The 19,111-nt window shown below is 74.6% G+C and carries 13 protein-coding genes (1 of these 13 cut by a window edge); 7 read left to right on the plus strand and 6 right to left on the minus strand.

Annotated elements, in window-relative coordinates; translation table 11 throughout:
* Nucleotides 1-85: 85 nt before the first annotated feature.
* On the plus strand, nucleotides 86-1,990 hold the full coding sequence (locus FHX73_RS44740; protein ID WP_170304959.1) for a hypothetical protein: 1,905 nt from the start codon (nucleotides 86-88) through the stop codon (nucleotides 1,988-1,990).
* Between the two features lie 28 nt (nucleotides 1,991-2,018).
* A complete protein-coding gene (locus FHX73_RS19050; protein ID WP_145906138.1) occupies nucleotides 2,019-2,792 on the plus strand; it encodes a bestrophin-like domain in 774 nt (257 codons plus the stop codon).
* Nucleotides 2,793-2,901: 109 nt separating this feature from the next.
* Here FHX73_RS19050 and FHX73_RS19055 read toward each other — a convergent pair whose 3' ends face one another.
* The 4 genes from FHX73_RS19055 to FHX73_RS19070 form a co-directional block, all read right to left on the minus strand.
* Nucleotides 2,902-4,092, minus strand: a complete 1,191-nt coding sequence (locus FHX73_RS19055) for an acyl-CoA dehydrogenase family protein (RefSeq protein WP_145906139.1) — start codon at nucleotides 4,090-4,092, stop codon at nucleotides 2,902-2,904.
* Nucleotides 4,093-4,233: 141 nt separating this feature from the next.
* The gene (locus tag FHX73_RS19060) at nucleotides 4,234-5,187 is read right to left on the minus strand and encodes a hydroxymethylglutaryl-CoA lyase (RefSeq protein ID WP_425461443.1); all 954 of its coding nucleotides are present in this window, start codon (nucleotides 5,185-5,187) and stop codon (nucleotides 4,234-4,236) included.
* 89 nt (nucleotides 5,188-5,276) lie between these two features.
* Nucleotides 5,277-7,583 (minus strand): ATP-binding protein, encoded by a 2,307-nt coding sequence (locus FHX73_RS19065; protein WP_145906141.1) that lies wholly within the window; start codon nucleotides 7,581-7,583, stop codon nucleotides 5,277-5,279.
* A gap of 303 nt (nucleotides 7,584-7,886) precedes the next feature.
* Nucleotides 7,887-9,641, minus strand: coding sequence for a carboxyl transferase domain-containing protein (locus FHX73_RS19070; protein WP_246213600.1), 1,755 nt, complete (start codon nucleotides 9,639-9,641; stop codon nucleotides 7,887-7,889).
* 130 nt (nucleotides 9,642-9,771) lie between these two features.
* Between FHX73_RS19070 and FHX73_RS19075 the strand changes: the two genes are divergently transcribed.
* The 3 genes from FHX73_RS19075 (at nucleotide 9,772) to FHX73_RS19085 (ending at nucleotide 15,916) form a co-directional block, all read left to right on the plus strand.
* Nucleotides 9,772-10,416 carry a TetR/AcrR family transcriptional regulator gene (locus FHX73_RS19075; RefSeq protein WP_145906142.1) on the plus strand — a complete coding sequence of 215 codons (645 nt, stop codon included), beginning with the start codon at nucleotides 9,772-9,774 and terminating at the stop codon, nucleotides 10,414-10,416.
* Between the two features lie 297 nt (nucleotides 10,417-10,713).
* On the plus strand, nucleotides 10,714-14,529 hold the full coding sequence (locus FHX73_RS19080) for an ABC transporter ATP-binding protein (protein WP_145906143.1): 3,816 nt from the start codon (nucleotides 10,714-10,716) through the stop codon (nucleotides 14,527-14,529).
* Nucleotides 14,530-14,716: 187 nt separating this feature from the next.
* Complete coding sequence (locus FHX73_RS19085) at nucleotides 14,717-15,916, plus strand: MFS transporter (protein ID WP_145906144.1); 1,200 nt, start codon at nucleotides 14,717-14,719, stop codon at nucleotides 15,914-15,916.
* Between the two features lie 28 nt (nucleotides 15,917-15,944).
* On the opposite strand, the gene FHX73_RS19090 is transcribed toward FHX73_RS19085, so the two are convergent.
* Complete coding sequence (locus tag FHX73_RS19090; RefSeq protein ID WP_145906145.1) at nucleotides 15,945-16,844, minus strand: ATP-grasp domain-containing protein; 900 nt, start codon at nucleotides 16,842-16,844, stop codon at nucleotides 15,945-15,947.
* Nucleotides 16,845-17,027: 183 nt separating this feature from the next.
* On the opposite strand from FHX73_RS19090, the gene FHX73_RS19095 reads away from it, so the two are divergent.
* Complete coding sequence (locus tag FHX73_RS19095; RefSeq protein ID WP_145906146.1) at nucleotides 17,028-17,525, plus strand: NUDIX hydrolase; 498 nt, start codon at nucleotides 17,028-17,030, stop codon at nucleotides 17,523-17,525.
* 38 nt (nucleotides 17,526-17,563) lie between these two features.
* Here FHX73_RS19095 and FHX73_RS19100 read toward each other — a convergent pair whose 3' ends face one another.
* Entirely contained in the window at nucleotides 17,564-18,565 is a 1,002-nt protein-coding gene (locus tag FHX73_RS19100) for a hypothetical protein (protein WP_145906147.1), read from the minus strand.
* Nucleotides 18,566-18,820: 255 nt separating this feature from the next.
* On the opposite strand from FHX73_RS19100, the gene FHX73_RS19105 reads away from it, so the two are divergent.
* Nucleotides 18,821-19,111 carry the 5' end (the start) of a S66 peptidase family protein gene (locus tag FHX73_RS19105; RefSeq protein WP_145906148.1) on the plus strand. Its footprint extends 654 nt past the window's final position, so the window shows 291 of its 945 coding nt (coding positions 1-291); it begins with the start codon at nucleotides 18,821-18,823; the stop codon falls past the right edge of the window.

Here is a 19,111-nt window from a genome sequence, read left to right on the forward strand (position 1 = left end):
CCAAGCAAACAATTGAGCGGTGGTCTTCCTATCTGTCGGGCGGAGTGTTCGACCGCCAAGGGTTCTGGAATTACCGCGCAGGCGGATGATCACCGGTGCGGTACTGGTTTCCCTGCTGGCCGTGTCGGCCGGCACCGGAGTGGCCGAAAGTGCCGGGGTAGGGGCGGGGGCGGGTTCCGGGGCGGTCGCGGGTGCGGGTGCGGGTGCGGGGGCAACGGTGCTGCGGCGCGGTCGCGGTGCGGATTCCGTGCGTGGGGGAGAGGCACGGGACGCGCTGCGGTTGTCGGTCACCACGAACGGAGCGGCCGCGCCGCCACGGGTACGGGCGGGCACGGAACTGCTGCGGGTCTACCAACTGGCCAACCGCGCGGAGTACCCGCTCACCGGAGTGACCCTCGACGATCCCCAACTCCAGGGCGTCCGGCCGGACTGCGGACGACCGCTCCCACTGGTGCTGCGCGGGCTGGAGACGGTGGAGTGCCGCGCGAGGCTGTCGGCCGCACCGGGGGACCAGGCCGTCACCGTGACGGCCGACGCGCAGGCGCCCGCCGGACTGCCGAACCCGGCAGCGGGTGCGCCCGCCTCGTACCACGGGGTGGTCTCCGGGCTCCGGGTGGAGCGGGTGGCCGACGCGCCGCGGGCAGCGTGGGGCGGGCCGCCTGGTGGGTCTGTTCCTGGAAGTCGCACTGACGCGGCCTCAGCTGACGCTACGGCGGGCGTGGTGGGTGCGGCGGGACGATCGCTACGGCGCTCGGCATGGCGCCCGGCGCTCGTGGACCGGGCCGCAGCGGACCTGGGACTCGCGCCGGCCGCACCCGAGGCGGACCCGCCGCTGCGCCTGCGCTTCAGCCTGCTGGCCCTCGGCGAGGTGCCGCTCAGTGGCGTCGGGATGACCGATTCCGTGCCCGGGATCACTGCCGTGGACTGCCCGGGGCTGGCCAACGGCGGCGTGCTCGCCCCGGGGAACTCCGTCGAGTGCACGGCCGCCGGGCAGGCCCTGCCCGGCCGCCAGTCCGGCATCGCCCGTGCGGCCGCCACGGCCGCCGACCACACCGTCGGTGAGGACGGCCGGGAACTGCCCGCCCTGACGCTGAACGCCGAGGCGAACAGTGGCTATGACGGTCCGGCACCTCCGCCAACGCCCGTGCCCGGTACCGGCGGTAGCGCGGGCAGCGGCACTGGCGACGGCAGCAGCACGGGCAGTGGTGGCACCGGTGGCAGTTCCGGCAGCAGCACCGGTGGTGGCGTCGCTGGCAGTGTCGGTCCTGGAAGCGGCGCCGGAGGTGCAAGCGGTGTGCCCGGAGCCGGGCCGGGTGGTGGCCCCGGCGGCTCGACCCTTGCCTCCGGCTCCGTCCCGGCCGGCACAGCCGCGACCGCGACAGCGCCACTCTTCGGCCGCGTTCCTGCGTCCGCCTTCGCAGCGGGGGGCACTTCGGCGACCTCGGCCGCTGCGGCTGTGGCTGCGGCTGCCGCCGCCGCAGCGGCCGGAGCCGGACCCGGGCCCGCAGGAACGACAGGCGCCGTCGGAGCTGCGGGGTCCGCCGCGAACACCGTGAACGCCGCGAACGGCGTAGGTGCCGCGGGTGGAGTCGTCGGCGGAGCCCTCGCGGGCGGCGCGGCCGCCGCCGCAGCCGCTGGCCTCGCTGCGGTTCCCGTTGCCGCGGGTGCCCAACTCGGCGTCCTCCAGGGCGCCCCCTACCTGCCAGGCCTCACCCCGGGGCTTCCGGCCACCCCCTTCCGGGCCGGCACACCTCAGGGAAACCGCCCGGGCGGAGCGGCGGGCACGGCCGCTCCCGGTAGGGCGCTTTCCCCCGGAGCAGCCGCCTCGCCGTTGGACCAACTGTCCGGCGGGCGCCGTCGGGAGCAGCCGTACACGATCAGCGACGACTGGGGTCCGACAGAGGTGATGTGGTTGTTGCTCGCCTTCCTCCTTCCGGTGATCTGCGTACTGGCGGCGGCCTTCGCCGGTCGTGTGAAGCGGCGGACATGAGAAGCCGTCAATTCAGAGGTGGGTACTGATGTGGCGCAGTGTCATCGCGGCCCTGCTGGGTGCCTGTCTGGCTCTGGCGGTGGGCACGGTCTTCGGCCGAACCGCCCGTTCCAAGGACGGGGCCACCACTCCGCAGGCCCTGTCCTTCGCGGGAGCGGCGATCCTGGGGTTCTTCGCGCTGTTCACCGGATTCAGCATCGCCGGCGCCTGGCAGGAGCTGAACTCGGCGCGACAGCACACTTATGAGGAGTCCAGGTCACTCACCGAGGTCTACTGGTCGAGCGAGGGCATGGCGGCCGACGATCGGCGGGCCGTCCAGGGAGCCCTTCGCAACTACACCCACCTGGTGATCGACGACGAGTGGTCACAGATGGCGGCGGGGCACGGCAGCTCCGCCGTCTGGTTGGCCGCGGACCGGGTCCGCACGGCTGCCGAGGCCGCCAACGCGCAGACCACGACGGAGGTCTCCGCCAAGGGGGACACCCTGCAGAACCTGACCGACATGTTCGCCACCCGCAACGCCAGGCTCTCCGACATCCGGGCGGTGGTGCCGGGACTGGCGCTGGGCGGTCTGATCGTCGGTTCGGTCCTGGTGGTCGCGACCCCGGCGGTGATCGGCATGACCGCCAACCGCCGGAATCTGATGGTGCTGTGCTTCGTCGGGGCGACCGTGGCTTTCGCGGTCGGCCTCGTCCTACAGCTCAGCGGGCCGTACAGCGGGGTGCTGAAGGTACAGCCCGCCGCTTTCCAGCTGGCCCTCACCCGCTACGACCAGATGGACGCGGAGGCCGCGCAGCACTGACGGGTCGTCCCTGACGGCTCGTCACGATCACAGTCGAGGTGCGAGCGTCAGTGCTGCGGGCGCCGGCGACCGGGTCTGGTCGGCGGGTGGGGTGGGTCGGTTGCCAGGGTCAGGGGTTCATGCCCAGCTCGCGGGCGATCAGCATCCGCTGGACCTCGGAGGTGCCCTCACCGATCTCCAGGATCTTGCTGTCGCGCCAGAAGCGGGCGACGGGGTACTCGTTCATGAAGCCGTAGCCACCGTGGATCTGGGTGGCCTCGCGGGCGTTGTCCACGGCGGCCTCGGAGGAGTAGAGCTTCGCGATCGCGGCCTCCTTCTTGAACGGCTCGCCGAGCAGCAGGCGGGAGGCCGCGTCCCGCCAGGCCAGGCGGGACATGTGCGCACGCGTCTCCATGTCGGCGATCTTGAACTGGATGGCTTGGTTGGACCCGATCGTGCGCCCGAAGGCGCGCCGGGTCGCGGCGTAGCTGAGCGACTGGTCCACGCAGCCCTGGGCCAGTCCCGTGGACAGGGCGGCGATGGCGATGCGGCCCTCGTCGAGGATCCGCAGGAACTGGGCGAAGCCCCGGCCGCGCTGGCCGAGGAGGTTGGCTTCGGGGACTCGGCAATCGGTGAAGGACAGCTCGTGGGTGTCGGAGGCGTTCCACCCGACCTTGCTGTACTTCTTCGACACCTGGAACCCGGGGGTGCCGACAGGCACGATGATGGAGGAGATCTCGCGCTTTGACGAGGCGTCAGTCGCTTCTTCACTCGAACGGACGAGCGGTTCGGTGAGCGCGGTCACCGTGACCAGGCCGGTGATGTCGGTGCCCGAGTTGGTGATGAAGCACTTGGTCCCGTTGATCACCCACTCCCGGGTGGCCTCGTCGAACCGGGCGGTGGTCCGGGTGGCGCCGGCGTCGGAGCCGCCCTCGGGCTCGGTCAGTCCGAAGGCGCCGAGGATCTCGCCGGCGGCCAGCCGGGGCAGCCACTCGCGCTTCTGCTCCTCGGTGCCGAACCGGAAGATCGGCATGGCGCCGAGCGAGACGCCGGCCTCCAGCGTGATCGCGACCGAGGAGTCCACCCGGGCGAGCTCCTCAAGGGCGAGGCAGAGCGCGAAGTAGTCGCCGCCCATGCCGCCGTACTCCTCGGGGAAGGGCAGGCCGAACAGGCCCATCCGCCCCATCTCCTTGACGATCTCGTACGGGAACTCCTCCCGCTCGTAGTACTCGCCGATCACCGGCGCGACCACGTCGTTGGCGAACTCGGCGACCGTGCGCCGCAGTTCCTCGTACTCGGAATCCAGGCGGTGGTCGAGCATCTGATCCTCCAGTGGTTCGCCCGAAGGGGTGACCTGGGCGCAGCGGGGTGCGATCGGTGTCGCGGGGGCGGGCCGGCGCACGACGGCGCCGACCGGCGGCGCGCGTGGTGACGGTTCGTCACCACGCGCGCCGGACGGACGTCAGTCGGCCGGTCCGGCCAGTGCCTGGACCGCTCGGGAGGGGCTGGGACGACCCAGCTCCCCGGCCAGCCAGACGCTGGTGGCGACCAGGACGGGTAGGTCCACGCCGGTCTCGATGCCGAGGCCGTGCAGCATCCAGACCAGGTCCTCGGTGGCGAGGTTGCCGGTGGCGCTCTTCGCGTACGGGCAGCCGCCGAGCCCGCCGGCCGAGGAGTCGACCACGGTGACCCCGCAGCGGAGCGCGGCCAGGGTGTTGGCCAGGGCCTGCCCGTAGGTGTCGTGGAAGTGCACCGCGAGCCGCTCCACCGGCACGCCGGCCCGGTCGAACTCGGCCAGCAGCGCGGCGACCTGGCCCGGCGTGGCGACCCCGATGGTGTCGCCCAGGCTCAGCTCCGCGCAGCCCATGTCGAGCAGTTGGAGCCCGGCGTCCACCACCTGGCGGGGCGGGACCGGCCCCTCCCAGGGGTCGCCGAAGCACATCGAGAGGTAGCCGCGGGACGGCACCCCGGCCTCGCCGGCCCGGCCGACGACGGGCCGGAACATCTCCATGACCTCGGCCACCGACCGGTTGAGGTTGCGTCGGGCGAAGGTCTCGGTGGCGCTGGCGAAGACCGCGATCTCGTCGGCGCCCCGGGCCAGCGCCCGGTCCAGGCCCCGCTCGTTCGGGACCAGCACCGGCAGCCGCAGTCCGGGGTACTCCTCGCGCAGTCCGATGATCTGCGGAAGCAGCTGCTCGGCATCCGCCAACTGCGGGACCCACTTGGGGTGGACGAAGCTGGTCGCCTCCACCGTGCGCAGCCCGGCGGCGGCGAGCCGGGCGATGAACTCGGCCTTCACCTCGACCGGGACCAGCGCCTTCTCGTTCTGCAGGCCGTCCCGGGCGCCCACCTCGTGGATCCGGACCCGGGCCGGCAGCTCCGGGTCGCGCACCGTGCTCGGCAGGCCGAGTTCCAGCGGGCCGGGGTCGGCCGACTGCTCCGAACGGGTGGACTGCGCGGGACCGGGCACGGATTCCGCTCGCTGGGGCGTTCCCTGAGTGCTGGTCATGCTGAAGCCACCTCCTGGGCCTCGGTGGCGGTGCCCGCTCCTTCGGGGAGGGCCACCTCCTCGGGAACGACGACTGCGAGCAACTGCTCCATCGCCACGGTTCCGCCCGCCGCGACCGGGAGTTCGCCGACCGTACCGTCATGCGGCGCGGCGATCACGTGCTCCATCTTCATGGCCTCCAGGACCAGCAGCGGCTGTCCGCGGCGGACCCGGTCGCCCACCGCGGCCTTCACCACGGTGACCGTGCCGGGCATCGGCGCGGTCAAGGCCCCGTGGTGGGCGGCGGAGGCGGAGGAGCGGTCGGTGACGGGGTCGTACGGGTGGACGGCCCAGCTGTCGCCGTCGTGGCCGAGCCAGATCACCGGCCCGGCGGAGGCAGCGGGCGAGCGGTCGACGGCCAGCGCGAACGTGCTGCGCAGGCCGTCGAGGGTGAGCGAGAGATCCGTCGCGCCGAGCTCGGCGCGGGCCCGGCGGACCGGGCCGTCACCGAGGCGGACGTGGAGCTCGGGGAACGCAGTTGAGGAGTCGTCAGTCCCCTCGATGACGGTCGAGGCGCTGGCGGGTCGTACTCGTACCGACACCGGGTCCTGCCCGGAGACCCGGAGCCGGTGCGTCGTCCAGGCCGGTTCGCCGGCGAGGCGCCAACCGGAAGGGAGCGCGTAGGGATCGGTCCAGCCGTCGGAGGCGGCGGCGGGAACGAGCTGGAGGTGCCGCACGAGTGCCGCGGCCAGCAGGACGGCCTCGGGGGTCGGGGCCGGGGAGGCCGCAGCCCCGTGAGTGTCCCGCGGGGCGAACCGGTCCTGCTGGTCCGCCAGCAGCTCGGGGTGCTCCTGGACGGCTCGCTCGACCAGCCCGGTGTCCAACCGGCCGGCCACCACGTCCGGGTGGGCGAGCAGCCGCCGCAGGAACCCCGCGTTGGTGGTGAGCCCGAGGATCCGGGTGCGGGCCAGCGCGGCGCGCAGCCGCAGCAGCGCGGTCTCGCGGTCCGGGCCGTAGGCGATGACCTTGGCGAGCATCGGGTCGTACGAGCTGGTGATGGAGGTGCCCGCGGTCAGGCCGGAGTCGACCCGGATGCCCTCGCCGCCGGGTTCCTCCAGCAGCAGGATCCGGCCACCGGTCGGCAGGAAGTCCCGTGCCGGGTCCTCGGCACAGATCCGCGCCTCGACGGCGTGGCCAAGGAAGGAGATGTCCGTTTGCACGAAGGGAAGTGACTCACCGGCAGCCACCCGGACCTGCCACTCGACCAGGTCGAGCCGCTCGGGGCCCGACGGGCCGGCGACCGCGACGGCCAGCTCGGTGACCGGGTGCTCCACCTGCAGCCGGGTGTTCATCTCCATGAAGAAGAACTCCCGGACCACCGGCTCGGCGTCTGCCGACCCGTCAGTCGACTCCTCTGTCGACCCGCCTGTCGACCCGTCAGTGCCCGACGGGCCGGCCGCCGGGTCACCGCCCGGCACGATGAACTCCACCGTGCCCGCACCGGTGTAACCACAGGACTGGGCCGCGCGCACGGCCGCGGCCCCCATCGCCGCCCGCGTCTGCGGGTCCAACAGAACGGAGGGCGCCTCTTCGATCACCTTCTGGTGCCGCCGCTGCAGGCTGCACTCGCGCTCGCCGAGGTGGACGGTGGTGCCGTGGCCGTCGGCCAGCACCTGCACCTCGATGTGCCGGGGGTTGTCCACCCAGCGCTCCAGCAGCAGGGTGTCGTCGCCGAAGGCGGTGCGCGCCACCCGGCGGGCGGCCGCGAGCTCGGTGGGCAGTTCGGCGGGGTCGCGGACCAGGCGCATGCCCTTGCCGCCGCCGCCGGCCGAGGGCTTGATCAGCACCGGGTAGCCGATCTCCTCGGCGGCGCGGATCAGGTCCTCGTCGGCCGAGGCTCCGGCCCGGCTGCCCGGCACCACGGGCACGCCCGCCGCGCTGACCGCCTCCTTGGCGTTGATCTTGTCGCCCATCAGCTCGACCGCGCCGGCGGGCGGGCCGATGAAGACCAGGCCGGCCTCGGCGCAGGCCCGGGCGAAGCCGGGGTTCTCGGCCAGGAAGCCGTAGCCCGGGTGGATCGCCTGGGCGCCGGTTCGCAGCGCCGCCGCGATGATCTGGTCGCCGCGCAGGTAGGTCTCGGCGGCGCTGCTGTCACTGCGGTCGGCGGGTCCGAGTCGGACGGCGAGGTCGGCTTCGCGGACGTGCCGGGCATCGGCATCGGCGTCGCTGTAGACGGCGACCGACCGGACACTGAGCCGGCGCAAGGTGCGGATCACCCGGACGGCGATCTCGCCGCGGTTGGCGACCAGGACGGTGTCGAACATGGGAGGTGCTCCTCCGGGGCGAGAACGGGGAAGGGCGGCGACGGCCGGGGAGGCGCACCTGCGGTCGCGGTGCGCGGCCACCGGGCGCCGACGGGGCGCTGGGGCGGGACGGCGGATGGGACAGCGGCTGGAACGGCGGGCTGGAACGGCGGACTGGGACGGCGGGCTGGAACGGCGGACTGGGACGGCGGAGCCGGTCGACGGATCGGGCCCGCCGCTCACCGGTGGGCCGGTCGGCGCCGGCCGCTCCGAGGCGCCCCCGGAACCGGGAGCGGTGGGGAGCGGCCCGCGCCGACCGGGCGGTCACATCCGGAACACGCCGTACGGCGCGGGCGGTGCGAGCGGTGCGTTGGCGCAGGCGGTGAGGGCCAGGCCGACCACCGTCCGGGTGTCCATCGGGTCGATCACGCCGTCGTCCCAGAGCCGGGCGGTGGCGTAGTAGGCGTTGCCCTGGCGCTCGTACTGCTCCCGCACCGGGCGCTTGAACTCGTCCTCCGCCTCGGCCGGCCAGTCCTCGCCGCGGGCCTCGAACTGGTCGCGGCGCACGGTGGCGAGCACCGAGGCGGCCTGCTCACCGCCCATCACCGAGATCTTGGCCCCCGGCCACATCCACAGGAAGCGGGGCGAGTAGGCCCGGCCGCACATCGAGTAGTTGCCCGCGCCGTAGGAGCCGCCGATCACCACGGTCAGCTTCGGCACCCGGGTGCAGGCCACCGCGGTGACCATCTTGGCGCCGTGCTTCGCGATGCCGCCCGCCTCGTACTGGCGGCCGACCATGAAGCCGGTGATGTTCTGCAGGAAGAGCAGCGGGATGCCGCGCTGGTCGCAGAGCTCGATGAAGTGCGCGCCCTTGAGCGCCGACTCGGCGAACAGCACGCCGTTGTTGGCGACGATCCCCACCGGGTGGCCGTGGATCCGGGCGAAGCCGGTCACCAGGGTGGCGCCGTACTCGGCCTTGAACTCGGCGAACCGGCTGCCGTCCACCAGGCGGGCGATGACCTCGCGCACGTCGTAGGGCGTGCGCGGGTCCACCGGCACGGCGCCGTACAGCTCGCCCGGGTCCACCGCCGGCGGCTCCACCGGGGAGACCTGCCAGGGCCGGGGCGTGCGCGGCCCGAGGCCGGCCACGATGGTGCGCACGATGGCCAGGGCGTGCTCGTCGTCCTCGGCCAGGTGGTCCGTCACGCCCGAGGTGCGGGAGTGCAGTTCGCCGCCGCCCAGCTCCTCGGCGGTCACCACCTCGCCGGTGGCGGCCTTCACCAGCGGCGGGCCGCCCAGGAAGATGGTGCCCTGGTTGCGGACGATCACCGCCTGGTCGCTCATCGCCGGCACGTAGGCGCCGCCCGCGGTGCAGGAGCCGAGCACGGCCGCGATCTGCGGGATGCCGGCGGCGGAGAGCCGGGCCTGGTTGTAGAAGATCCGGCCGAAGTGGTCGCGGTCCGGGAAGACCTCGTCCTGCATCGGCAGGAAGGCACCGCCGGAGTCCACCAGGTAGATGCAGGGCAGCCGGTTCTCCAGCGCCACCTCCTGGGCCCGCAGGTGCTTCTTCACCGTCATCGGGTAGTAGGTGCCGCCCTTCACGGTGGCGTCGTTGGCGACGATCATCACCTCCCGGCCCGCCACCCGGCCGATGCCGGCGATCACCCCGGCCGCCGGGGCCGCGCCGTCGTAGAGGCCGTCCGCCGCGAGCGGGGAGACCTCCAGGAACGGCGAGCCCGGGTCGAGCAGGGTGTCCACCCGGTCGCGCGGCAGCAGCTTGCCGCGGGAGGTGTGCCGGTCCCGGGCCTTGGCGCCGCCGCCGAGCGCCGCGGCGGCCAGCTTGGCCCGCAGCTCGGCCACCAGCTCCCGGTGGGCCGCGGTGTTGGCCTCGAAGGCGGCCGAGCCGGCGTCCACCGCCGAGCTCAGCCGTGGCGCCGGGGCAGCCGCCGCCGGGCTCGCGCCGAGCGGTCCGCCGGCCACCGCGGTGGCGGGGCCGGCCGCCGTGGGCGCACCGGCGTGCGCGGGTCCGACCGCCTCCCAGGGGTGGGGAGAGGCGAAGCCGGGGGTCGTCAGGGCCATCCCAAGAGCTCCCTTGCTCCCGGAAACCAGCGGACGGGGATCCGGATGGGCCCGCGCCCGGCAAGTTAATGGTGGTTAACTCCTGCCGCCAGGTTAACCATCGATAACCCAGCTGTCTACGATGGGTTTCATGCCGAACAGCCCCGTCGCCGCCGCGACCCCCCGCCGTGACCAGATCCGCCGGGAGGCCGCCCGGCTGTTCGCCGCGCGGGGGTTCCTCGGTGTGGGGGTGGACGAGATCGGCAAGGCGGTCGGGATCAGCGGGCCCGGCCTCTACCGCCACTTCTCCGGCAAGGACGCGATGCTCGCGGACCTGCTGATAGGCATCAGCGAGCGCCTGCTGGAAGAGGGTCGGCGCCGCTCGGCGACCGCCGCCGACCCGGTGGCCGCGCTCGACGCGCTGATCGGCGGCCACGTGGAGTTCGCCCTCGACGACTCCGACCTGATCACCCTGCACGACCGCGAGCTGTTCCACCTCAAGGAGGAGGACCGCCGCCGGGTGCGCCGGCTGCAGCGCGAGTACGTCGAGCTCTGGGTCGCCACCGTCCGGGCGGCCTTCCCCGCGCTGGCCGACCCGGAGCGCGAGTCCGCCGCCCGCACCTCCGTGCACGCCGTCTTCGGCCTGCTCAACTCCACCCCGCACAGCCTCGGCGTGCGCCCGCAGTCCGCCGCCCAGGGCGAGCGCCCCGAGCTGCTGCCCCGCACCGAGATCGCCGCCCTGCTGCACCGGCTCGCCCAGGGCGCCTTCGCCGCCGCGGCCCCGCACAGCGGCTGAACCGGCCCGCACGGCAGACCTGCACGGCCGTCCTCGTCCCTAGGTCCTAGGTCGAGCGCCCCGCCGCACCCCCGTCGATCGCCCGGTGCGCCCCCGTGCCCGCGCGGAGCAGGCTGAGGGGGAAGGAAAACCGGCCGGCCGCTGTTGCCCAAGCCGGTCGCCCCGCCGACCCCGCGGCCGTCTGCGACGGCGCGCGCCACGCTCCATGACGCCCCACCCCAAGCCCCCGCACGCCCGGTCCGGCGCCGCGATTACATCGTGGACGACCGCCTCAGGAAATGGTTAGTATCCCTAAATATGCCTGATACTCACGGCTCCACCAGGGAGATAGCCTCAGCGGCCCCGACACCCGCGACGGCGCAAGCCCCTGCACCGACCTCAGGTCCCGTCCCGACCACCGCGCCCCACGAGGGCCAGGGCTGGCTGCGCCGCCTGAACGCCTACTGCTGGCGCTACCGCCGCAACTTCCTCCTCTCGTTCGGCGCCTCGCTCGGCGGCATGGCGGTCACCGCCCTGGTGCCGCTGATCACCAAGCTGATCATCGACGACGTCGCCAAGGGCAGCACCCACTCGCTGGTCCCCTGGGCCGCCGGCCTGATCGTGGCCGCGCTGCTGGTCTTCGTCTTCACCCAGGTCCGCCGCTACACCGCCGGCCAGCTCGCCCTCGACGTCCAGCTGGACCTGCGCACCGACCTGTTCCGCTCGCTCTCCCGGTTCGACGGCGTCCGCCAGGACTCGGTGGACACCGGCCAGGTGGTCGGCCGCGCCACCTCGGACCTGCAGCTGGTGCACGGCCTGCTCTCGATGCTGCCGATGATGACCGGCAACCTGCTGCTCTTCCTGATGTCGCTGGCCGTGATGGTCTGGCTGTCGCCGCTGCTCACCGTGGTCGCGCTGGTGATGGCCCCGGCCCTGTGGTGGCTCGCCGACCGCAGCCGCAAGAAGCTCTTCCCCGCGACCTGGGCGGCCCAGCAGGAGGCGGCCGCCGTGGCCGGCGTGGTGGACGCCGCGATCGGCGGGGTCCGGGTGGTCAAGGGCTTCGGCCAGGAGGAGCAGGAGCTCGGCAAGCTGGAGCGGGCCTCCCGCACGCTCTACGGCGCCCGGCTGCGCGCGATCCGGATGAACAGCCGGTTCACCCCCGCCCTGCAGGCCGTCCCCGCGCTCGGCCAGGTCGCCGTGCTGGCGCTGGGCGGCTGGCTGGCCGTGCACGGCTCGGTCACCCTGGGCACCTTCGTCGCCTTCTCCAGCTACGTGGCGCAGATGACCGGCCCGGTCCGGATGCTCACCATGGTGCTGACGGTCGGTCAGCAGGCGAGGGCCGGCGTGGAGCGGGTCTTCGAGCTGATCGACGAGCGCCCGCTGGTCGAGGACGCCCCCGACGCGCACCCGCTGCGCCCCGTCCCCGGCGCCCCGGCCCTGGAGTTCGACCGGGTGGACTTCGGCTACCGCAGCGCCGAGGACGACCGACTGGTCGGCCCCCGGGTGCTGCGCGAGCTGTCGCTGGCCGTCGCCCCGGGCGAGACGCTGGCCGTGGTCGGCGCCTCCGGCTCCGGCAAGTCCACCGTCGCCCAGCTGATCCCGCGGTTCTACGACCCGACCGGCGGTGCCGTCCGGCTGTTCGGCCAGGACCTGCGCGAGCTGACCCTGGACTCGGTGCGCTCGGTGGTCGGCATCGTCCCCGAGGACAGCTTCCTGTTCTCCGACACGGTCCGGGCCAACATCGCCTTCGGCCGCCCCGACGCCACCGACGAGCAGGTCGAGGCCGCCGCCCGCGCCGCGCAGGCGGACGGGTTCGTCCGCGCGCTGCCCGAGGGCTACCTGACCAAGGTGGGGGAGCAGGGCCTGACCCTCTCCGGCGGCCAGCGGCAGCGGATCGCGCTGGCCCGGGCGATCCTCGCCGACCCCCAGGTGCTGCTGCTGGACGACGCCACCTCGGCGGTGGACCCGAAGATCGAGGCGCAGATCCACCACGCGCTGCACCAGGTGATGGCCGACCGCACCACCGTGCTGATCGCGCACCGCCGCTCCACCCTGCAGCTCGCCGACCGGATCGCCGTGCTCGACCACGGCCGGCTGCTGGACCTCGGCACCCACGAGGAGCTGGAGGAGCGCTGCGCCCAGTACCGCGCGCTGATCACCGACCCGGAGGCCGAGCGGGTGGCGCCGCTTCTCGACGAGCCGGCGGCCGTGGCCGAGCCGGCCGCCGCCGAACCGGCCCGCCCGGCCGCCGGCGCCGCCCCGCGCGGCACCGACCCGGAGCTGCTGGCCAAGGTGGCGGCCCTGCCGCCGGCCGCGGACCTGCCCGCCGTCCCGGTCGCCGAGGCCGCGGCCGGCGACCCCGACTTCTCGCTGGCCCGCCTGCTCAAGCCGTTCCGCCCGGCGCTCGGCCTAGCCTTCGTGCTGCTCGCGCTGGACGCGGCGGCCGGGCTGGTCGTCCCGGTGCTGATCCGGCAGGGCATCGACAACGGCGTGACCCGCTCGGCGATGTCCGGCATCACCGCCGCCTCGCTGATCGCCCTGCTGGTGGTGCTCGGCGACTGGCTGGTGCAGGCCATCGAGACCAAGGTCAGCGGGCGCACCGGCGAGCGGGTGCTCTACACCCTGCGGCTGAAGATCTTCGCCCACCTCAACCGGCTCGGCCTGGACTACTACGAGCGTGAGCTGTCCGGCCGGATCATGACCCGGATGACCACGGACGTGGATGCGCTCTCCTCCTTCCTGCAGACCGGCGTGGTCACCGCGGTGGTCAGCCTGCTCACCTTCTTCGGCATCTTCTTCGCGCTGCTGCTGATCGACGCCGGCCTGGCCCTGACGGTCTTCGCCGTGCTGCCGGTGCTGGCGGTCGCCACCGTGGTGTTCCGCCGCAAGTCCAAGGCCCAGTACCAGGTCTCCCGCGAGCTGATCAGCACCGTCAACGCCGACCTGCAGGAGAACGTGGCGGGCATGCGGATCGTCCAGGCCTTCCGCCGGGAGGAGGTCACCACCCGGCGGTTCCTGGAGCGCGGCACCGCCTACCGCGACGCGCGGGTCCGGGCGCAGTTCTACATCTCGCTCTACTTCCCGTTCGTCCAGTTCCTGTCCAGCGCGGCCGCCGCGCTGGTGCTGATCTCCGGCGCCTCCCGGGTCGAGGCCGGCTCGCTGACCGTCGGCGCGCTGGTCGCCTACCTGCTCTACATCGACCTGTTCTTCGCACCGGTGAACCAGCTGTCCCAGCTCTTCGACGGCTACCAGCAGGCCGCCGTCGGCCTGAGCCGGGTCCGCGAGCTGCTGCGCACCCCGACCACCACCCCGCAGGCGGCGGACCCGGTGCCGGTGGACCGGCTGCGCGGCGAGATCCGGTTCGAGGACGTCACCTTCGCCTACAACGGCGGCGGGGAGGGCAACCCGGACGTGCTCACCGGCATCGACCTGCGGATCCCGGCCGGCCAGACCGTCGCCCTGGTCGGCGAGACCGGGGCCGGCAAGTCCACCCTGGTCAAGCTGGTCGCCCGGTTCTACGACGCGACCGGCGGCACGGTCCGGATCGACGGCACCGACGTCACCCGGTACGACCTCACCGGCTACCGGCACCGGCTCGGCGTGGTCCCGCAGGAGGCCTACCTGTTCGCCGGCACGGTGCGCGACGCGATCGCCTACGGCCGCCCCGGCGCCACCGACGCCGAGGTGGAGGCCGCCGCCCGCACGGTCGGCGCGCACGAGATGATCACCGGCCTGACCGGCGGCTACCAGCACGAGGTGGCCGGGCGCGGCCGCAACCTGTCGGCGGGTCAGCGCCAGCTGATCGCGCTGGCCAGGGCCGAGCTGGTCGACCCGGACGTGCTGCTCCTCGACGAGGCCACCGCCGCGCTCGACCTGGCCACCGAGGCCGCCGTCAACCGCGCCTCCGACCTGCTGCGCGAGGGCCGCCCGAACCGCCCGCAGGGCCGCACCACGCTGGTGATCGCGCACCGCCTGACCACCGCCGAACGGGCCGACCGGGTGGTGGTGCTCGACCACGGACGGGTGGTGGAGGACGGCACGCACACCGAGCTGGTGGCGGCCGGCGGCACCTACGCGCGACTGTGGCAGGCCTTCGTCGCCGACGGCCGGGTGGCCGCCGAGCTGGCCGGTTGACGGTCCGTTCGATCACGAAGGGCTCTCGATCCGGTGCCGACTCGGCCGATCGGGGCCGTTCGGGGCGTCGGCCGGTTCCCGGCCGGCGCCCCGAGCTGGTAGACATGCGGAGCGACCGCACGGCCCGTCGGCCGTCAGGGAGGGCGGACGCGTCCCCGAACCCTGAGGTCGAGAGGCCGCACCACCCATGTCCCCGCGCCTTCGCGTGGCGGGGCGCACTCCTGCGCACCACGCTCCCCGCCCGGCGGCCGATCCGGCCCGCCCAGCACTGATCGCGCTCTACGCGGTCGGCTCGCTGCCCGGCTACCTGGCCCCCGCCGTGGTCGCCCGCCTCGTCGCCGGTTGCAGCCTGACGGCCACTCAGGCCGGCGCGGTCGGCAGCGCCCTGCTGCTCGCCTCGGCCGCCGCCGGCCTGGCACTGGCCGGCCGGGTCGCCATCCTCGGCCAGGCCCGGACGGCCCGGGCCGGCCTGCTCCTGCTGCTGCTCGGCTGCCCGCTGGCGGGCACCGCCGGGCCCGGGGCGGGCCTGCGACTGCTCGTCGGCTGCCTGCTGGCCGGTCTGGGCGCGGGCACCGCCGGCGCGGTCGCCGCCACCGGCATCGCCGCCGCGCCCGAGCCGCACCGGGTCTCGGTGCGCGGCCTGCTCGCCACCTCCGGCGCCGCCGGCTTCCTCTACCTGCTGCTGCCCCGGCTCGGCCGGGCGCCCGCAGTGCCCTTCCTGGCCCTGGCCGTGCTCGCCGCGCTCGCCTTCCCGCTCACCATGCGGCTGCCCGCCGCCCGGTGCGGCGCCGCCCGCGCGGTGCGCGGCCGCCGGCTGCCGCACCGGCGCGCGGGCCTGGCGCTGGCCGGCGGGATGGCGCTCTGGTCGCTGGCGCAGAACGCGCTGTGGGGGATCAGCACCCAGATCGGCCTGCACCAGGCCGGGTTGACGGAGCGTCGGATCGGCCTGGTGCTCGCGGTGGCGCTGGCCGGCGGCCTGCTCGGCGTGCTCGCCGCCGGGGCGCTCGGCGACCGGTTCGGCCGGGCGCTGCCGGTCGGCGCCGGTACCGCCGCCATCGCCCTGTGCGTCGCACTGACCGCGGCCAGCCGTTCGGCGGCCGCCTTCGCCGGTGGCGAGGTGCTGTGGAACGGCCTCTACCCGCTGGTGCTCAGCTACCTGCTGGGCACCGCGGCCGCCCTGGACCCGGCCGGGCGCTGGACGGTGCTGGCCGGTGCGGCCTGCACGCTCGGCCTGGTCGGCGGGCCGCTCACCGGCGCGCTGCTGGCCGCCCGGGTCGGCGGGGCACCGGTCGGCGCCCTGCTCGGCGGGGCGCTGCTGCTGGCCGCCGTGCCGCTCACGCTGGCCGCCCGGGCCCGGCCGGTGATCCCGGCCCAGCGGCGGGGCTGACCCCGCGTCGGGCCCGGCCGCGGCGGCCTCAGGTGGAGATCAGTGAGGAGAGCAGCCCGGACACCTCGGTGCCCCGGGGCAGGTCGCTCACCTGGCCGTCGCCGACCTCCACCACCATCCAGCCGCTGCCGTCGGCCAGCAGCGCCAGGTCGGTGGTGACGAAGCGGCAGCCGAGCGAGCGGACCAGCGAGCGGATCAGGGTGAGGTCGGGCGCGGGGAAGACCTCGGGCGTGTCGGGGTGCGGGCCGGTCAGCACCGGTTCGCCGTCCACCCACCAGACCCGCGCCTCGGTGCCGCGCGCCGCCGCGTCCGGCTCGCCCGCCGGGCCGGCGGCCGGCGCGAACCGGTGGAACCGCCGCAGCACCACGCCGCCGGCCAGGTAGTCGCCCTGCAGTTCCACGAACCGGCCGACCACCCGGGCCAGCGCCGGCAGGTCGGCCAGGTCGGGGATGTAACAGGCCTCGTGCCACTCGTGCTTGCGGGACTTCACGTAGTCCTTGACGATCGCCGGGCCGCGGCCGCCGAGCCGGGCGGCGGCCTCGGCCAGCGCGCCGCGGTCGGCGTCGGCGGGGAGCCAGACGCTGTCCGGGGTGGCGCCCTCGAAGGTGCCGTACCAGCCGGGCAGCTCGTGGGCCGTGCGGTAGGCGGCGGCGCTGGTGAGCAGGTGGCAGCCGCGCTCGGCCAGGGCCCGCACGAACCCCGCGTAGGCCTGGACCGGCAGCATCCAGCCCCGGTACCAGGCCGGTCCGGTCCCGGCCGGCACCCGGCGGACCGCCTCGGCCGCGTCGCCGGCCAGCAGTGCGTCGTGGTCCACCAGCGCGGTCTCGCCGCCCAGGCCGCGGACCAGCTGGGCCTCGTAGGAGTAGTGCGGATCGACCCGCCGGGGGTTCAACGGATCCTGCGGCAGCAGGATGGTCGGGGCTGGCATGGCCCACAGGGTAGCGGGGTGGTACCCGGTGGTCCCGTGGTTCGGCCGTGTCCCGCGGTGGGCGTGCGGGCGATCGGCGCGCCGCAGCGTGCGTCCGTGGCACCCGGTGGCGCTGACGGTGCATCAGGGGCGTGCGGCCGGCCCGCGTGGACTCCGGCGGCGCCCCGCTGGCAAGCTGGCGGGATGCGCACTCCACGCCAGGCGGCCAGAACCGTGGTGATCGACCCGGACGGGGCGGTCTTCCTGCTCCGCTCCGACAACGACGAGGTCGGGGTGCACTGGAGCCCGCCGGGCGGCGGCATCGACCCGGGCGAGACCCCGGAGCAGGGCGCCCTGCGCGAGCTGCGCGAGGAGACCGGCTGGACCGACCTGAGCCCCGGACCGCTGCTCTGCACCTGGGAGCACGACTTCACCCGCAAGGGCGTACCGGTGCGTCAGTCCGAGCACGTCTACGTCACCACTGGTCCGCGCCGCGGCCCGGTCGGCGACGTCAGCGACGCGCACGCGCAGGACCGGATCCTGGACTGGCGCTGGTGGAGCGAGCAGGAGCTGGCCGACCCGGAGGCCGAGGCGCTGTGGCCGCCGAACCTCGCGGAGCTGGTCCGCGACGTCCGCGCGGCCTGGGCCGAGGGCCGGCCCGGGACCGCCCCGGTCCACCTCGGGTACCTGCCCAACGACTGAACCGCGGCGGTCCGGGGACCGCCCGTCGTCCGGCGGGGTCAGCCGCGCCTGCGCCCACCCGGGCGGTCGGCGGTCACGACCTGCCAGCCGGACGGGCGCAGCTCGCGGTCGTGCAGCGCCTCGGTGTTCACCACCACCGTCAGCTCGGTGCCGGCCAGTTCCTCGAAGGCCAGCCCGGTCTCGTCGAGCAGCAGCTCGGTCGGCACCGACACCGCGATCGACGCCCGCCAGGCGGGCAGCACCGCGAGCGTGGTGCCCCGGCCGACCTTGACCAGCTGGGCCGTGACCCGCTTCCGGCACTCCTCGACCCGCTTGCCGCCCAGCGGTCCCGGCGGTCGCGAGGCGCCGATCAGCACGCCGAGCGGCGGGTCCTGGCGGCCCTGCTCCGGATCGGCCCCGGCCGGCGACGGCTCGATCGGCCGTGCGTCGGACGGCTCGGCCTCGGACGGCCGCGGATCGAACGACCGTGCCTCGGCCGGCGGGGCGTCGGCGGAACGGCCCGCGACGGGGAGCTCCGCGGCCGACCACGCCCCCGCCTCACCGCTCGCGCCGTCGGCCAGGGTCGGCCCGGCAGGCCTGGCCGACCGACGGGAGGGCAGCTGCCGGCGCACCCGCGGGCGCGGCCGCCCGGCCGTCGGCCGCCAGTCCTCCACCGACGGCTCCGGCGGACCGCTGCGCTGCGGGGGCACCGTGTCCTGCTGGCCCGGCGCGGGCCCGGTGGCGGCCAGCGCCAGCAACTCCCGCACCTCGGAGATCGACTGGTGGCTCGCCACCGCCAGGTCGCCCAGCCCGGCGCCCTGCTCGTAGGCGGAGCGCAGCCGCGAGGCCAGCCCCGCGCGCAGGTTCGCCGTGGTGGCGGCGCCGGCGTCCGGACGCCTCGGTGCCGCTCCACCGGTGCCGTCGGCGGGCCCGGCAGCGGGCTCCGCGACCGTGCCCGCGCCGGTCGGCTCGGTCGGCGCGCAGACCTGGGGCAGGCCGTCGGAGGCCGCAGCCGCCGGGGGCGGGTTCGGCGTGTCCATCGGTATGAACGACGAGCTCATCGGTGAGGTCCTCCGCTGTACGGTCCGCCCGAATCCTGCCGTACCGAAGGGGCAACGTCCATGGTGCGGGTGTCAGAACCCGACAAGAGAGCCGAGGTACCGCTCCCAGCCCGCAGGCGAACTGATCGGTCGTCAGGCTACGGAAAGCCGGGCCGAACCACCACCGAGCGGACATCAAGTGCGTGTCGAACGGCCACAATGACCTCGAACACCCGATCTGCTCGGTCCGCCCGAGCCGCCCGAAGGACGCCCCCGATGGGAACACCCTCCGCCGCCAGCGCCCTCACCCGACCCCGCCGACTCGTCCCCGGTGACCGGGTGGCCGTCGTCGCCACCAGCGGTCCGATCGACCCCGACCGACTCCGGGCCGGCTGCGAACTGCTGCGCGGCTGGGGCCTGGAGCCCGTGGTCGGCGCGCACGTGCTCGGCGCGCACCCCCGACTGGGCCACTTCTCCGGCACCGACGCCGAGCGCGCCGCCGACTTCGAGCAGGCCTGGCGCGACCCGTCGATCGCCGCCGTGATCACCGCCCGCGGCGGCTACGGC

The organism is Kitasatospora viridis, from assembly GCF_007829815.1.
In the GTDB taxonomy this organism is placed as follows: Bacteria; Actinomycetota; Actinomycetes; order Streptomycetales; family Streptomycetaceae; genus Kitasatospora; species Kitasatospora viridis.

Excerpts from the sequence above, each read along its gene's own strand:
- FHX73_RS44740 (WP_170304959.1), top strand. The coding sequence starts at position 86 with ATGATCACCGGTGCGGTACTGGTTTCCCTGCTGGCCGTGTCGGCCGGC.
- FHX73_RS19070 (WP_246213600.1), bottom strand. The coding sequence starts at position 9,641 with ATGGCCCTGACGACCCCCGGCTTCGCCTCTCCCCACCCCTGGGAGGCG.
- FHX73_RS19100 (WP_145906147.1), bottom strand. The coding sequence starts at position 18,565 with ATGAGCTCGTCGTTCATACCGATGGACACGCCGAACCCGCCCCCGGCG.
- FHX73_RS19090 (WP_145906145.1), bottom strand. The coding sequence starts at position 16,844 with ATGCCAGCCCCGACCATCCTGCTGCCGCAGGATCCGTTGAACCCCCGG.
- FHX73_RS19095 (WP_145906146.1), top strand. The coding sequence starts at position 17,028 with ATGCGCACTCCACGCCAGGCGGCCAGAACCGTGGTGATCGACCCGGAC.
- FHX73_RS19055 (WP_145906139.1), bottom strand. The coding sequence starts at position 4,092 with ATGCTCGACCACCGCCTGGATTCCGAGTACGAGGAACTGCGGCGCACG.
- FHX73_RS19065 (WP_145906141.1), bottom strand. The coding sequence starts at position 7,583 with ATGTTCGACACCGTCCTGGTCGCCAACCGCGGCGAGATCGCCGTCCGG.
- FHX73_RS19050 (WP_145906138.1), top strand. The coding sequence starts at position 2,019 with ATGTGGCGCAGTGTCATCGCGGCCCTGCTGGGTGCCTGTCTGGCTCTG.
- FHX73_RS19085 (WP_145906144.1), top strand. The coding sequence starts at position 14,717 with ATGTCCCCGCGCCTTCGCGTGGCGGGGCGCACTCCTGCGCACCACGCT.
- FHX73_RS19080 (WP_145906143.1), top strand. The coding sequence starts at position 10,714 with ATGCCTGATACTCACGGCTCCACCAGGGAGATAGCCTCAGCGGCCCCG.
- FHX73_RS19075 (WP_145906142.1), top strand. The coding sequence starts at position 9,772 with ATGCCGAACAGCCCCGTCGCCGCCGCGACCCCCCGCCGTGACCAGATC.